Here is a 15,905-nt window from a genome sequence, read left to right on the forward strand (position 1 = left end):
GCGCCCTGTGCATTACCACTTGCGAAACGAGAACACGCGGACAGACCGCGACCTGGAGAAGGGAAAGCGATGGCAGACGCGAAAACCGCGGACCGGTGGATCGAACCGCCGCTGCAGGCGCGCGAACGCACGCTGTGCGACGCCGAGACATATGAGGCGATGTATCGCCGCTCCGTTGAGGAGCCGGACAGCTTCTGGGCGGAGCAGGCGGAGCGGCTCGACTGGATCGCGCCGCCCGCGAGGATTGCCGACTGGAGCTTCGATCCGGTGGAGATCCGCTGGTTCACCGGCGGCAAGCTGAACCTGTGCCACAATGCGGTGGACCGCCACGTGGCGGCCGGTCGGGGCGAGACGGTCGCGCTGATCTTCGAGCCGGACGACCCCGATGGCGAGGTGCGGCGCATCACCTATGCCGGGCTGCAGCGGGAAGTCATCCGCATGGCCAACACGCTGAAGCAGCTGGGCGTGGCACGCGGTGACCGGGTGACGATCAGCATGCCGATGATCCCGGAGGCGGCCTTTGCCATGCTGGCCTGCGCCCGCATCGGCGCGGTGCATTCGGTGGTGTTCGGCGGCTTCAGCCCCGATGCCATCGCCGGCCGGGTGGAGGATTGCGCCAGCGACTGGATCATCTGTGCCGATGGCGGCCTGCGCGGATCGAAGCCGGTGCCGCTCAAGGCCAACGTCGACGCCGCGCTGCAGAAGGTGGCGGTGAAAGCAGTGCTGGTGGTGCGCCATACCGGCGTGGACGTGACCATGGTGGAGGGGCGCGACCACTGGTACCACGAAGTATCGCACGGCATGGCCGAGGATTGCCCGTGCGAGGCGATGGATGCGGAGGACCCGCTGTTCATCCTCTACACCTCCGGCTCCACCGGCAAGCCCAAGGGCGTGCTGCACACCACCGGCGGCTATGCCGTCTGGACGGAGACCACCTTCCGCTACGTATTCGATTACCGGCCCGGCGAAGTGTACTGGTGCACCGCCGATATCGGCTGGGTCACCGGCCACAGCTACATCGTCTATGGCCCGCTGCAGAACGGCGCCACTGCGCTGATGTTCGAAGGGGTGCCTAACTACCCCGATCACGACCGGTTATGGCAAGTGGTCGAGAAGCACAGGGTCAACATCTTCTACAGCGCGCCCACCGCCATCCGCTCGCTGATGCGCGAAGGGCCGGAGCATGTGACGAAGCACGATCTGTCCAGCCTGCGTCTGCTGGGATCGGTGGGCGAGCCGATCAATCCTGAGGCGTGGCGCTGGTATCACGAGGTCGTCGGCAAGGGCGCGATCCCGATTGTCGACACCTGGTGGCAGACGGAGACGGGCGGGATCATGATCACCACCCTGCCCGGCGCGCACCCGATGAAGCCCGGCAGCGCGGGGCGGCCGTTTTTCGGCGTGTGCCCGCAGCTCGTGGATGGCGATGGGCAGGTGCTGGAGGGCGCGACGGAGGGCAACCTGTGCATCACCCATAGTTGGCCCGGCCAGTCCCGCACCCTGTATGGCGATCACGAGCGTTTCGCGCTGACCTATTTCACCACCTATCCGGGCAAGTACTTCACCGGCGACGGCTGCCGCCGCGATGCGGATGGCTATTACTGGATCACCGGCCGGGTGGACGACGTAATCAACGTGTCGGGCCACCGCATGGGCACGGCCGAGGTCGAAAGCGCGCTGGTGCTGCACCCCAAGGTGGCGGAGGCGGCCGTCGTCGGCGCGCCGCACGACATCAAGGGCCAGGGCATCTACTGCTATGTCACGCTGAATGCCGGGGAGGAGCCGGGCGATGCTTTCGCCGCGGAGTTGCGCGCGCATGTGCGGCGGGAGATCGGCCCGATCGCCACGCCGGACTTCGTGCATTTCACGCCCGCTCTGCCCAAGACCCGCTCGGGCAAGATCATGCGCCGCATCCTGCGCAAGATCGCGGAGAACGACTTTGCATCGCTGGGCGATACCAGCACGCTGGCCGACCCCTCGATCGTGGAGACTTTGATCGAGGGGCGGCAGAACCGCTAGAGGCTGAGGGGCGGCGCGCTCAGTGCGCGTGCGCCTCCCCCGCCCCGCGCGGCACGCGGATCGATTCCACCAGCCGGCCGATCTCCGGCGGGGGTGGCGGCGTGAAGCGCGACACGAGCAGCGCCACCGCGAAGTTCACCAACATGCCCACAAAGCCGAACCCTTCGGGCGAGATGCCCAGGAACCAGTCGTCTGCGGTACTGGCATCGGGGTTCCACAGCTTGAACCAGCCGATGTAGAGGAAGGTGACGCTGAGGCCGGCGACCATGCCGGCGATCGCCCCTTCCTTGTTCATGCGCTTCGAGAAGATCCCCATGAAGATGACGGGGAACAGCGACGATGCCGCAAGGCCGAAGGCGAAGGCCACCACCTGCGCCACCCAGCCCGGCGGATAGATGCCCAGCACGCCCGCCACCAGGATGGCGCAGGTGGCGGCGATGCGCGCGGCGCGCAGCTCGTTCTTTTCGGAAATGTTCGGGCGAAAGGTCGACTTCAGCAGATCGTGGCTGACCGCGGTGGAGATCACCAGCAGCAGCCCGGCGGCGGTGGACAGGGCCGCCGCCAGTCCGCCTGCCGCCACGAGCGCGATCACCCAGCCGGGCAGGCCCGCAATCTCCGGATTGGCGAGGACCATGATGTCCTTGTCGACATAGACCTCGTTGGCATTGCCGGGCAGCGGAGGATTGCTGACCAGCCGTTCGCCGCTCGGCCCGACGCCGGGCGCGAAGGCCGGAGTGCCGGTGAACGGATCGCCATTGGCGACGTTCATCACGCCATCGCCATTCCGGTCGGTGAACGCGATTAGGCCGTTGCGCTCCCAATTGGTGAACCAGCCGGGCGCCTCGGCATAGGGCGTACCGGCAACGGAACCGTTGAAGTTCAGGCGAGCGAAGGCCGCGACCGCAGGTGCAGTGGTGTAGAGCAGCGCGATGAACAGCAGCGCCCAGCCGGCCGACTTGCGCGCGTCCGATGCCTTGGGAACGGTGAAGAAGCGCACGATGACATGCGGCAGGCCTGCGGTGCCGACCATCAGCGCCGCCGTGATGCAGAACACGTCGATCCTGGACTTCGCGCCATCGGTATAGGCCGGGAAGCCCATCATCTGCAGCGATTCGTCCAGCCGTTGCAGCACAAAGGTGCCCGACCCGTCATTTACCGTGCTGCCCAGCCCCAGCTGCGGGATCGGGTTGCCGGTGACCAGCGCGGAGATGAAGAAGGCCGGCACCATGTAGGCGAAGATCAGCACGCAGAACTGCGCCACCTGCGTGTAGGTGATGCCCTTCATGCCCCCCAGCACCGAATAGATGAACACGATCCCCATCCCGATGATGACGCCGGTGTTGATCGGCACATCCAGGAAGCGGGAGAACACGATGCCCACGCCGCGCATCTGCCCGGCGATATAGGTGAAGCTGATGAAGATCAGGCACACCACCGCTACTGTGCGGGCGACGCTGGAATAATACCGGGTGCCGATGAAGTCCGGCACGGTGAACTGGCCGAACTTGCGCAGATAGGGCGCCAGCAGCAGTGCCAGCATCACGAACCCGCCGGTCCAGCCCATCAGGTAGACCGACCCGTCATAACCGGAAAAGGCGATCAGCCCGGCCATGGACAGGAAGGAGGCCGCGCTCATCCAGTCGGCCGCGGTGGCCATGCCGTTGACCACGGGATTGACCCCGCCGCCCGCGACATAGAACTCCTTGGTCGAGCCGGCACGGGTCCAGATGGCGATGCCGATATAGAGGGCGAAGCTGGCGCCCACGAACAGGTAGATCAGGGTCTGTGTCGACATGCTGCCCGCCCTCTCAATCATCGAGGTCGTGGCGGCGTTCGATGCGCTTCATCTTCCAGTGATAGAAGAAGATCAGCGCGACGAATACGTAGATGGAGCCCTGCTGCGCAAACCAGAAGCCCAATGGAAATCCGCCGATGGCGAAGCGGTCCAGCGCATCGCGGAACAGGATACCTGCGCCAAAGGAGACGGCGAACCAGATCGCCATCAGCGTCAGCAGCAGGCGGACATTCGCTTTCCAGTAGGCGTCGGCAGACGCAGTCCGGGCGTCGTCTTCAGGCATGGAACAGGCACTCCCCTCAGATACGTGCGCGGCGGACCTTCAAGGGTCCGCCGTCGCATCGCAGTGTGCGGCAAGCCGGGCGAGGGGAACAGCCCTAATTTGCCACCGTTAGTGCCGGCCGGTCAGTCGGCGCTGCCCGGTTCGGCCATCTTGCGGTGCTGTTCCGCCTTGATGGATTCCGGAATGATGCCTTCGACCGCCATCTGCACCTTGTTCTTCCAGCCGGATACCACGCTGGCCTTGCCCGACATCAGGGCGTCCCAGCCATTGCGAGCGGTGGCGGCGGGGTCTTCCTTCTTGGGATCGGTGCCGACGGAGGTATCCATCATGCCCGCCCGGTCGAAGAACTCGGTATCGGTCGGTCCCGGCATCAGGTTGGTCAGCGTGACCCCGTCCACGTCCTTCAACTCGTTCTGCAAGGCCAGCACGAAGTTGTCGAGGAAGGCCTTGGTGCCGTTATAGACCGCCTGGAAGGAGCCGGGGATGTAGCCCGCCACCGATCCGGTCACCAGCACCTTGCCGGCATTGCGCGCCACCATCTGCTTCAGGGTGGTCTGCAGCAAATAAAGGGTGCCGGTGATGTTGGTGTCGACCACATGCCGCCAATCCGCGACCGACTGGTCTAGGAAAGCATGGCCCAGACCCTGCCCGGCATTGGCGCACAGCAGGTCTACCTGCCGGCCTCTCGTGGCGGCGAGCAGGCTGTCCACGCCCTCGATGGTGGACAGGTCCGCCTCGACCGCGTCCACCTGCGTGCCGAACTGGCGGAAGTCCGCCGCCGCGTCGTTGATCAGCGCTTCGTTCGCCACGACCAGGATGTCGTAGCCGTCCTTTGCCGCCAGCGTCGCCAGCTCGAAGCCGATGCCGGTGGAAGCGCCCGTAATAATTGCGAATTTGTCTGCCATGAAACACCGCCTTTCGCGGCCCAAACCGTTCAGGCGAAATCGTGGTTCCCCGCCCCAGCCGGTTTCGGTAGTTCTGCACGGGCAGCAGCCCTGTGCATCTTCAGCCGAAAGCGGATCGTGCCAGTTGCATGACCTCTTCCAAGGGCTCCGGCGGATCTGCGGGCGTGACCGGAGCGAGGCGGTCATAAACGGTCTGCAAGGCAGCGATCCGCGCCGACTTCTTCTTGTCTCCGTTGATGATGATCCACGGGGCAGCGGCCGTGTCCGTCCGCTCGAACATCTCCTCCATCGCCGCGAGGTAATCCGCGCGCCGCTCCCGGTTGCGGAAGTCTTCCGCACTGACCTTCCACCGCTTCCAGGGGTGATCGAGCCGGGCCTTCAGCCTGTCGTCCTGCACCTCCGGCGAAACATGCAGGAACAGCTTGATGATGGTGGTGCCGTCCGCCGCCAGCTGGGCTTCGAACTGGTTGATCTCGTCAAAGGACCGGCGCCAGTCCGCGGCGCTGGCAAATCCCTCCACACGCTCCACCAGAACCCGGCCGTACCAGCTGCGATCAAACACGGCGATCTCGCCCGCGGCAGGCAGGCGCTTCCAGAACCGCCACAGGAAATTGTGGGCCTGCTCCTCTGCAGTCGGTGCGGAGATCGGCCACACAGAAAAGGCGCGCGGGTCCCATTCCGCCGTGAGACGCTTGATCGCCCCGCCCTTGCCCGCTGCATCCCACCCTTCGAACAGGATCACACTCCGCTTCTTGTGAACGATGTGGCCGACCATCACCTTTTCGAGCTTCTCCTGCAGCTCCTTCAGGGCGTCCTTGTAGGGCCGGTCCAGTCGTTCCGGATGTTCGTGCCGGGCGAGCCTGTTCCCGTCGGCAGGCTTGTCGTGGACCTTGGTCATCTGTCTCATTCACCTTCTGCCTGGGGCCTCGGAGGCCATGTTCGTGGGGCTGTCTTCAGGATGCCGGATCGTCAGGATGGGGAAGCAGCTCCGGCTTGGTCCGGCTCTCCTGCCGGTCCCTGCAAGCCCGGCGGCGCATTGCCCTGGGCGTCGGGATCGATGCCGCGCTGCTGATCGAGCGAGCGCATGATGGGCGTGACGGTCAACCCATGAAGCAGGATCGAGGCCAGCACGACCAGGCCGACGACACCCCACAGGCGTTCGGCGTTCTCGATGGTCATGTGGTTGATGCCATACGCCATGTAGTAGATCGAACCCACGCCACGGATGCCGAAGAAGGCCAGGGTCCATTTCTCGCCCCGATCCGCCGGATAGCCCAGCAGCGCGATCCACCCGGTCAGCGGCCGGATCACGAGCAGGATGATCAGGGCGGCGCCGACCTCCGGCCATCCGACGCTGGCCAGCAGACCGCTCACCAGCGCGCCACCGAACAGGATCAGCAGCACCATCATCGCCAGACGTTCGACCTGCTCGGTCATGGCGTGCATCTCCAGCTGGAATTCATGGTCGCGATGGGCGCTGCGGAACGTCAGCGCCGTGACGAACACGGCCAGGAACCCGTAGACATGCACGATTTCTGTCAGCCCGTATGACAGCAAGGTGGCCGACAGCGCGATCAGGCCATCGCCGGTGCGGGCCAGCTTGGTTTCCGCCGGCACCCGGAAGGTCAGCCATCCGAACGCCCGACCGACCAGCCACCCGCCGATGATCCCGCCGCCGATCTCCCACAGCACACGGTAGGTCAGCCATTCGGTGACCCACGGCTCGCCGCTGGGCAGCGCCACCGCGAGCAGGACAGCCAGATGGACAAAGGGGAACGCCGCGCCGTCATTCAGCCCCGCTTCGGAAGTCAGGCCGAACCGGACGTCATCCTCGTCGCCGGTCTTGGGCGGGCCGACCTGGATATCCGCCGCCAGGACCGGATCGGTCGGCGCCAGGCTGGCCGCTAGCAGCAGCGCCACTGCCAGAGGCAGACCGAGCATCGCCTGGCCGAGCACAACGATCGCGAGGATGCCGAGCGGCATGGTGATCAGCAGCAGCCGCCAGGTGATCGCCCACCGACGCCAGCCGAACAGGCGATCGATCTTCAGCCCGGCCCCCATCAGGGCGATGATGACGACGAACTCCGTGAAGCGCTCCGTTATCTCGGGATAAAGGATCGGCAGCGGCCGCAAGGTGATCTGCGGCAGCAGAAACACCGCCGCGCCGATCGCGATGCAGATGATCGGCAGCGACAATGGCAGCCGCCTCAGCGCGAGCGGCAGCCATGCGACCAGGGCGATCAGGACGCCGAATCCGGCAAGGACGAGGATGTACGGTTCGGGCGCTATGTCAGGCAGCATCGTGGTGGAACGAGCGGCGCGCCCTTTCGGAACGGCGAACTGCGAAGATATGCTGATCGGCGGATCATGTTTCCGCCGGCACGGTGCAAGGCATGGCGCAGGAGGGCACGCCTGCTACCCGGCGGATGCGCCTGAACAGCTAGAGTCTCCGGCCTTATCCCCACAGCCCGCCCCTCCAGGCGGCACGTGACATCTGAACAGGGTCGCCATCTCGGATGTCAGGAAGCGGTCCATCATCCGGCAAGCGCCCGCTGATCCGGACTCGCCAAGCACGATCTTCCTGCTGGCCAGGCCGACGCCGAACGTCATCATGAGTTGCGCAAGCGAATCGATCGCCGCCCGTTCGATATCGGCGGGTGCGATCGCGACCAGCGCGGCGGAAAGGCTGCCCATGATCCGGCCGTCCAGTACCCGGTAGCTTTCCGCGATGCGTTCATTGCGCCCCGCTTCGGCCATGATCTCGGCGACCAGACGGTACTCCTCGGAATCCTCTGGCTGGCTGAAGCGGGCGAGCCACGCCCGGATTGCCGGCAGATCGTTCTGCTGCACCGCCACGGCCAGCACATCTTCCTCCAGCCATGCCGCGACATCCATCTCGCAGATGGCGGCGATGATCGCCTCCTTGCTTTCGAAATCGCGGTAGATCTGCCCGACCTTGATCTCCGACTCGGCGGCGATCTGGGCCACGCCCGTCTGGTGGAAACCCTGCTGGACGAACAGCCGCCGTGCCACGTCAAGCAGGTGGCGCCGTCGCTGATCCGCGCGGGCGGTGCGGCCCTGCCCTGCCGTTTGCTCTGAACCGATCACCAGTCTCCTTTAGGCTTGCCAAGTTGGCACGTCACGATTAACGGCGCAACATTCATGTGAGTGAGCGATCACTCATATCGTTCGAGCTCGCACTGCAAGCAAGCCGAACGTGAGCGGAGAGAATCGTCGTCGAAGGACCGCCGCACACCCGTGCAGGTGATGTTTCCGACTGTTTGCGAGGGTTCATACCGACCCGCGCGGACAGCAAAGCCAATCGAAGGTGGGAATGAACAGGATTGCTTCAGTGGCCGGACTGGCCTTGTTCCTCGCGGCGTGCGGCGGTGGCGAACAGCAGCAGGCGCCCGCCGGGCCGCCACAGGTTGGCTACATCACGGTCTCGGCCCAGCCGGTCACGCTCAGCACCGAACTGCCGGGGCGCACCAGCGCCTACGAGACTTCGGATGTGCGCCCGCAGGTCAACGGCCTGATCCTGGAGCGCCTGTTCCGCGAAGGCGACATGGTCCGCAAGGGGCAGCCGCTCTACCGGATCGACCCCGCCCCGTACCGGGCGCAGGTGGCCAGTGCGCGTGCCGCCCTGGCCCGTGCCCGCGCCGGGATCGCCAACAGCGAGGCGTTGGCCCGCCGCTATGGCGAGCTGGTCGACATCAACGCCATTTCCCGCCAGCAGGCGGAGGACGCGACCAGCGCCGCGCAGCAGGCCCGCGCCGATGTCGCGGCCCAGCAGGCGGCCCTGCAGGCGGCGGAGATCGATCTGGCGCGCACCACCATCCGTGCGCCGATCAGCGGCCGTATCGGCCGCTCCACCTACACCACCGGCGCGCTGGTCTCGGCCGCACAGGTGGAGCCGCTCACCACCATTCAGCGGCTGGACCCGATCTTTGTCGACATTCAGCAATCGAGCGCCGACGTGCTGGACCTGCGCCAGCAGTTGGCGTCGGGCGAACTGAACCGCGAAGGCGGGGCGGCCCAGGTGCAGCTGAAGCTGGAGAACGACAGCACCTACACGGCCGCGGGCACGCTCAGCTTCACGGACGTGACGGTGGATCCCACCACCGGCAGCCAGATCATCCGGGCGGTGTTCCCCAACCGGCAGGGCCTGCTGCTGCCGGGCATGTATGTCCGGGCCGAGATGGTGGAAGGCACGCGCACCAATGCGTTGCTCGTGCCGATCCGCGCCGTCTCGCGCGACGAGCGCGGCGATCCGGTCACCACCGTGGTGGGGCAGGACGGCAAGATCCAGCTGCGCAAGCTGACCGCCCCGCGCACCGTGGGGCAGAACTGGCTGGTCACCGCCGGGCTGAAGGCCGGGGATCGCGTCATCGTGGAAGGGGGGCAGAACCTGCAGCCCGGAACAGTGGTGAAGGCAGTGCCGTATCGTGCACCGGCGCAGCAGGCGGCCCAGCCTGCCGCCGCAACCCCGCAGGCGGACTGATCCGCCATGTCACGCTATTTCATCGACCGACCCATCTTCGCATGGGTCATCGCCATCGTGCTGATGCTGTTCGGCGTGCTCGCGATCCGCAGCCTGCCGATCTCCCAGTTCCCCACCATCGCGCCGCCCACCGTTACCATCAGCGCCAGCTATCCCGGCGCCGATGCGACCACGCTGGAACGCACGACCACGCAGATCATCGAGCAGCAGCTGAAAGGCATCGACAATCTGCGCTATTTCTCCGCCTCGTCCTCCTCGGCCGGGCGGGTCACCATCACGCTGACCTTTGAACAGGGCACCAACCCCGACATCGCGCAGGTGCAGGTGCAGAACAAGCTGCAGGCAGCGACATCGCTGCTGCCGCAGGAGGTCCAGCGCCAGGGCATCACCGTTGCCAAGTCTGCCGCCAGCTTCCTGCTGGTCGCCGCGATCTATTCTGAAGATGGCAGCCATACGGCCAACGACCTGTCCGATTATATCGTGGCGCAGGTGCAGGATCCGGTCAGCCGCGTCACCGGCGTCGGCGAATTGCAGGTGTTCGGCACGCAATATGCGATGCGCATCTGGGTCGATCCGCTGAAGCTGCGCAGCTACAACCTGACCATCGCCGATGTGACGGCGGCGGTGCAGGCGCAGAACGCGCAGGTGTCCGCCGGCCAGATCGGCCAGCTGCCCGCCCCGGTGGAGCAGGAGCTGAACGCCACCGTCTCCGTCCAGACCCGCCTGCAGACGCCAGAGGAATTCGGCAATATCCGCCTGCGCAGCACGGAAGGCGGCGCGGTCGTGCGCCTGCGTGACGTGGCCCGTGTGGCCAAGGGTGCGGAAATCTACGGCTTCGACACGCAATACAACGGCAAGCCCGCATCCGGCTTCGGCGTGCGACTGGCCACGGGTGCCAACGCGCTCGACACCGTGGACGAAGTGAAGGCGGAGATCGAGCGGATCGCGGAAGGCTTCCCGCAGGACGTGACGGTCGTCTACCCATACGATTCCACCCCTTTCGTTCGCCTGTCGGTGGAGCAGGTCATCCACACGTTGATCGAGGCGGTGGTGCTGGTGTTCCTGGTCATGTTCCTGTTCCTGCAGAACTGGCGCGCGACCATCATCCCGACCATCGCGGTTCCGGTGGTGCTGCTAGGTACCTTCGGCGTCATGTCGATGCTGGGCTATTCCATCAATACGCTGACCCTGTTCGGCATGGTGCTGGCGATCGGCCTGCTCGTCGATGACGCGATCGTGGTGGTGGAGAATGTCGAGCGCCTGATCCAGACGGAGCATCTGCCACCGCGGGAAGCGGCACGCAAATCCATGGACGAGATCAGCGGCGCGCTGATCGGCATCGGCATGGTGCTGTCTGCGGTGTTCCTGCCGATGGCATTCTTTGGCGGGTCCACGGGCGTGATCTATCGCCAGTTCTCCGTCACCATTGTCGCCTCCATGGTGCTGTCGGTGCTGGTGGCGCTGATCCTGACACCGGCCCTGTGCGCCACGATCCTGAAGCCGCACAAGGCTGACCAGGCCGAAGGCAAGGGCCCGCTGGCGCGCTTCTTCCGGTGGTTCAACCGTACCTTCGATCGGGGCACGCAGAAGTACGAGCGCGGCGTCGTGCGCACCGCGCGCAGCTGGAAGCGGTCGGGCGTGATCTACCTGGCGATCGTGGGCGTCATGGCGCTGCTGTTCACGCGCCTTCCGGGCGGCTTCCTGCCGGAAGAGGACCAGGGCTCGATGATAGCGCTGGTCCAGGCGCCGCCGGGCGCCACCCTGCCCCGCACGCAACGCGCGCTGGACGTGGTGCGTGACCACTTCCTGAAAACAGAGAGCGCCAACGTCGCCAGCGTGTTCACGGTCAGCGGCTTCTCCTTCGCCGGCCAGGGACAGAATGCGGGCCTTGCCTTCATCCGCCTGAAGGATTGGGAGGAGCGCCCGGGTGCCGAGAACGGCGCGCAGGCGATCGCCGCCCGTTCGATGGGCACATTCGCCCAATATCGCGACGCCAGCATCTTCGCGCTGGTGCCGCCCGCCGTGCAGGAACTGGGCAACGCCACGGGCTTCGACATGTGGCTGGTGGACACGGGCGGCGTCGGCCATGACGGGCTGCTTGCCGCACGCAACCAGATGCTCGGCATGGCGGCAGGTGACAGCCGCGTCTCGCAGGTCCGCCCCCTCAGCCTGGACGATGCCCCGCAGCTGTCGGTCAATATCGACCAGGACAAGGCGGGGGCACTGGGTCTGGACATCAGCGCCATCAACCAGACGATCTCGACCGCCTGGGGCGGCGCCTATGTCAACGATTTCCTGGATCGTGGCCGGACCAAGCGGGTCTATATCCAGGCGGACCAGCAATACCGTTCCTCCCCCGATGCCATCGGCGACTTCTATGTACGGGGCAGCAGCGGCGAGATGGCACCGTTCACTGCGTTCTCCGACCTGTCATGGCAGCAGGCGCCGGTGATCCTAAGCCGCTACCAGGGCCAGGCGGCCATGCAGTTGCAGGGTGCCCCGGGCGCTGGCCTCAGCACCGGTGCGGCGATGGAGGCGATGGAGGAGATGCAGGCCAAGCTGCCACCCGGCACCGCGCTGGAATGGACAGGCCTGTCCTACGAGGAACGGCTGTCGGGCGGCCAGGCACCCGCGCTTTATGCGCTGTCCCTGCTCATCGTGTTCCTGTGCCTCGCCGCACTGTATGAAAGCTGGTCGGTGCCGATCGCAGTCATGCTGGTGGTGCCCCTGGGTGTGATCGGCGCGGTGCTGGCTGGCGTGCTGACCGGGCTGAACAACGACATCTACCTGCAGGTGGGCCTGATCACGACCATCGGCGTCTCGGCGAAGAACGCGATCCTGATCGTGGAGTTCGCGGAAGAACGGGTGCGTGACGGAATGAACGCCTTTGATGCTGCCATCGAAGCGGCCCGGCTGCGTCTCCGGCCGATCCTGATGACCAGCCTGGCGTTCGTCTTCGGCGTGCTGCCGCTGGCGCTCTCCACCGGCGCGGGCGCTGGTGGCCAGAACGCCATCGGTGGAGCGGTGGTGGGCGGCATGCTGTCCGCGACCGTGCTGGCCATCTTCTTCGTGCCGATGTTCTTCGTGGTCGTCGCCCGGTTGTTCAAGCACGGCCAGACAGACCAGCCCTCCGCCAACAGGGATGTTGAGCCGGATGCCGGCAACAAATCCTCCGACGGCGGCGTCGCGCCGCAGGGAGCCTGATGTGAAGACCAGACATTACCTCGCCTGCCTCGTCAGCGCGACAATGCTCGCCGGGTGCAATCTCGCACCTGATTACGACCGGCCGGGGGCGGCCGTGCCGGTCTCGCTGCCGGAAGGCGGGATCTACCCCGCCGCAGCGACCGACGCGCCCGACATCACTCAGGTCGGCTGGCGGGACTTCTTCCTCGATCCCCGGCTGCGGCAGGTGATCGAGACGGGCCTCGCCAACAATCGCGACCTGCGCATTGCCGCCGGCAACGTGCTGCAGGCCCGCGCCCAGCTGCGCGTCCAGCGGTCGGATCTGCTGCCGACGGCGGCGGTGACCGGGTCGGCGACCTATACCAACAACGTGATCGGCGCGGCAGGTGCAGGTGCAGGTGCAGGTGCAGGCCCGGGCGCAGGGGCCGGCGTCGGCACCAGCGGCGGATCGGACCTGGAATTCTATTCGGTCAATGCCGGCATCTCCGCTTTCGAGCTGGACCTGTTCGGCCGCGTTCGCAACCTCAGCCGCGCGGCGCAGGAACAGGTCTTCGCCAGTGAGGAAGCGCAGCGATCCACCCGCATCAGCCTGATCGCGGAAACGGCAAATGCGTGGCTGGCCATGGCATCGGACCAGGAACAGCTGCGCATCGCGCGCGAAACGCTGGACACGTTCCGCCAGACGCTGGACCTGACCAGCGCCCAGTTCCGCATCGGCGTAGGGTCCGAGCTGGAAGTGCAGCAGGCCGAAACCAATTACCAGTCGGCCCGCAACGACATCGCGACGCTGGAAACCCGCGTGGCGCAGGACCAGAACGCATTGAACCTGCTGGTCGGCACGACCGTGCCTGCGCAGCTCCTGCCCGACGGGCTTGGCGCCGGGGACCTCACCCTTGACGCCCTGCCCGCCAACCTGTCCTCCGACATCCTGCTGCGTCGGCCCGACGTGCTGCAGGCCGAACATCAGCTGATTGCCGAGAACGCCAATATCGGTGCGGCCCGGGCGGCGTTCTTCCCGACCCTCTCGCTCACCGGCACGGTGGGAACGATCGGCACCGCCTTGTCCAACCTGTTTTCCGGCGGCAGCTTCACCTACTCCGCGGCGCCGGGGATCTCGCTGCCGATCTTCGATGCCGGGCGGCGGCAGGGCAATCTGGATTTCGCACGCGCATCGGAACAGGTCGCGGTGGCAACTTACGAGCGGGCGATCCAGACCGCCTTCCGCGAGGTGAGCGATGCACTGGCCCAGCGGGGGCGGATCGGCGAACAGCTGGATGCGCAGACCGCCCGGGCCCGTGCCGCGACGGGCGCGGCACGGCTGTCCGATGCCCGGTTCCGGGCGGGCGTGGACTCCTTCCTCGTCACACTGGATGCGCAGCGCACCGCCTATGCCGCGGAGCAGCAGCTTGTCACCACACGGCTGACCCGGGCGAGCAACCTGGTCGAACTGTACCGTTCCCTCGGTGGAGGGCTGAGCTGATCCCGGCCTGCGAGCCATCGACCGACGATCGCCTGAGCCGCCGCCGCGACTGTTTCATCGCTGCGGCGGAGCAGCTGTTCCTGGAACAGGGTTTCGAACGCACGGCTCTGGCCGACGTGGTCAAGCGGGCGGGCGGGTCGCTGGCAACGCTCTACAAGCTGTTCGGCAGCAAGTCCGGCCTGCTGGAAGCGGTCATGCTGGCCCGGGTGGAGCAGCGTGGCGCGCGAATGGTGGAGTTTGCCGCCGCCGCTTCCTACCCCCGGGAGGTCCTCCTGCGGCTGGCCCGCGATCTGCGGCACAAGTCCGTCGACCCGGCGGAGGTCGCCCTTTCACGGGTCGTGATCGCCTCCAGCATCGAAAATCCCGAATTCGCCTGCCGCTTCTACGGCAGGACCATCGTGGAGGCGCGCGGCCAGCTGGAGCGCCTGTTCGTCCGCTGGCGGGAGGAGGGGCAGCCGCTGACAGCGGATCCCGCCCTGCTGGCAGCCATGTTCCTCGGCATGTTCATCTACGAGGTGCACTCGCAGGCAATCAGCCACGGGACGATTTCCGAAGGCGATGACAGCTGCCTCGAACGCAAGGTCGCCTTCTTCTGCCAAGCCGCCGGGCTGGGCTGACGCGGCGGAGAGTCAGTTCGGCATCTGCCGGAAGCAGGCACCAGCTTCAATCTGCGGTTCCCCGTGATCCGGTGCCGCCTGGGTACCCCTGATGCATGAGGCGCTTCCGCAGGGCGGTAGCTTACGGGACTGGACACTCACGCATCGGTGTAGCAACCGGTCCCAGGCGCAGACGGATACGCTGGTGGATCGGAAACATGCTCCTTCGTCTATTGATCGGCCTCAGTCTCTGCCTTGTTTCGGGCGTTGCTCGTGCCGAGTGCCGCCTTGGTGGCATCGATGCCTGGCCGGAACGGGCATCGGTTCACCTTCCCGCCGGGCACGGCGCCGGGCCCATGCCGCTGGTGATCCTGCTCCATGGCAGCACGGGCACCGGGGCGCAGATGCTGCGCGACAGCCATCTTGCGGAAACGGCAGACCGGCACGGCTTCGTCGTGGCAGCACCTGACGGCGGTATCGCGGCCGATCGCGGCTATGTCTGGAACATTCCCGGCGTTCCGACCGTCGCTGGCACCTTGCCGCCAGAAAATGCGCGTGATGATGTGGCTTATCTGACAGGCCTGATCGACCGGCTTGTGGATACCGGCTGCGTCGACGGCAAGCGGGTATACGTTACCGGCTTGTCGGGCGGTGGCCGCATGGCCTCCTGGCTTGGCTGCGTCGCGGCAGAGCGGTTCGCTGCGATCGCGCCGGTGGTCGGCCTGCGTGCCGGACGGCCGCTCGCGTCCGATCCGACACAAGCCGATCCTGCGACATGTCGTCCTGACGCGCCGCTACCCGTACTGGCCTTCGCCGGCGATGTTGACGGCACCAACCCGATCACTGGCGGCGGCGCGCCGTACTGGCGATATGCCCAAGCTGCGGCCCTGCAACGCTGGGCAGTGTTGAACGGCTGCTCCGAACCCTATGCTCGCAATCTCAGCGCGACGGTTTACGAGCAAGGCTATGCACGCTGCCGGGGCGACACGACCGTTGCGGCGCGTGTGATGCGCGGCGGTCAGCACAGCTGGTCGGTCGTCGACAACGAGGCACTATGGGCGTTCCTGTCACGCCAGCGGCGCTAGGCCAAACCTCGGCAACACAGGCACCGTCCGAATTCGATCGACACCGGCATCACTGGCA

General features: G+C 66.2%; 12 protein-coding genes. 6 read left to right on the top strand and 6 right to left on the bottom strand.

Features of this window, described 5'->3' with window-relative positions:
• Positions 1–69: 69 nt before the first annotated feature.
• Positions 70–2,019 carry an acetate--CoA ligase gene (gene acs, locus D5S08_RS00960; protein ID WP_121114634.1) on the top strand — a complete coding sequence of 650 codons (1,950 nt, stop codon included), beginning with the start codon at positions 70–72 and terminating at the stop codon, positions 2,017–2,019.
• Positions 2,020–2,038: 19 nt separating this feature from the next.
• Here the strand turns inward: acs and D5S08_RS00965 are convergent, their stop codons facing one another.
• From D5S08_RS00965 to D5S08_RS00990, 6 genes are all read right to left on the bottom strand, one after another.
• Positions 2,039–3,814, bottom strand: a complete 1,776-nt coding sequence (locus tag D5S08_RS00965) for a sodium:solute symporter family protein (RefSeq protein ID WP_121114636.1) — start codon at positions 3,812–3,814, stop codon at positions 2,039–2,041.
• 13 nt (positions 3,815–3,827) lie between these two features.
• A complete protein-coding gene (locus D5S08_RS00970; protein WP_121114638.1) occupies positions 3,828–4,097 on the bottom strand; it encodes a DUF4212 domain-containing protein in 270 nt (89 codons plus the stop codon).
• A gap of 122 nt (positions 4,098–4,219) precedes the next feature.
• The gene (locus tag D5S08_RS00975; protein ID WP_121114640.1) at positions 4,220–5,002 is read right to left on the bottom strand and encodes an SDR family NAD(P)-dependent oxidoreductase; all 783 of its coding nucleotides are present in this window, start codon (positions 5,000–5,002) and stop codon (positions 4,220–4,222) included.
• A 100-nt stretch (positions 5,003–5,102) separates the two neighbouring features.
• Complete coding sequence (locus D5S08_RS00980) at positions 5,103–5,900, bottom strand: polyphosphate kinase 2 family protein (RefSeq protein WP_121114642.1); 798 nt, start codon at positions 5,898–5,900, stop codon at positions 5,103–5,105.
• A 71-nt stretch (positions 5,901–5,971) separates the two neighbouring features.
• Complete coding sequence (locus D5S08_RS00985; RefSeq protein ID WP_121114644.1) at positions 5,972–7,303, bottom strand: cation:proton antiporter; 1,332 nt, start codon at positions 7,301–7,303, stop codon at positions 5,972–5,974.
• A gap of 114 nt (positions 7,304–7,417) precedes the next feature.
• Positions 7,418–7,990, bottom strand: a complete 573-nt coding sequence (locus D5S08_RS00990; protein ID WP_241557149.1) for a TetR/AcrR family transcriptional regulator — start codon at positions 7,988–7,990, stop codon at positions 7,418–7,420.
• Between the two features lie 346 nt (positions 7,991–8,336).
• On the opposite strand from D5S08_RS00990, the gene D5S08_RS00995 reads away from it, so the two are divergent.
• The 5 genes from D5S08_RS00995 (at position 8,337) to D5S08_RS01015 (ending at position 15,847) form a co-directional block, all read left to right on the top strand.
• Complete coding sequence (locus tag D5S08_RS00995; protein WP_121114647.1) at positions 8,337–9,503, top strand: efflux RND transporter periplasmic adaptor subunit; 1,167 nt, start codon at positions 8,337–8,339, stop codon at positions 9,501–9,503.
• Positions 9,504–9,509: 6 nt separating this feature from the next.
• Positions 9,510–12,707 (top strand): efflux RND transporter permease subunit, encoded by a 3,198-nt coding sequence (locus tag D5S08_RS01000; RefSeq protein ID WP_121114649.1) that lies wholly within the window; start codon positions 9,510–9,512, stop codon positions 12,705–12,707.
• Positions 12,708–12,750: 43 nt separating this feature from the next.
• Positions 12,751–14,166, top strand: a complete 1,416-nt coding sequence (locus tag D5S08_RS01005) for an efflux transporter outer membrane subunit (protein ID WP_241557190.1) — start codon at positions 12,751–12,753, stop codon at positions 14,164–14,166.
• Positions 14,167–14,222: 56 nt separating this feature from the next.
• Positions 14,223–14,783: a TetR/AcrR family transcriptional regulator gene (locus D5S08_RS16945; RefSeq protein ID WP_277750400.1), complete on the top strand. Its 561-nt coding sequence runs from the start codon at positions 14,223–14,225 to the stop codon at positions 14,781–14,783.
• A gap of 197 nt (positions 14,784–14,980) precedes the next feature.
• Positions 14,981–15,847, top strand: a complete 867-nt coding sequence (locus D5S08_RS01015; protein ID WP_121114655.1) for a CE1 family esterase — start codon at positions 14,981–14,983, stop codon at positions 15,845–15,847.
• Positions 15,848–15,905: the final 58 nt, after the last annotated feature.

Origin of the sequence: Croceibacterium ferulae (assembly GCF_003660445.1) — a bacterium.
Classification (GTDB): domain Bacteria; phylum Pseudomonadota; class Alphaproteobacteria; order Sphingomonadales; family Sphingomonadaceae; genus Croceibacterium; species Croceibacterium ferulae.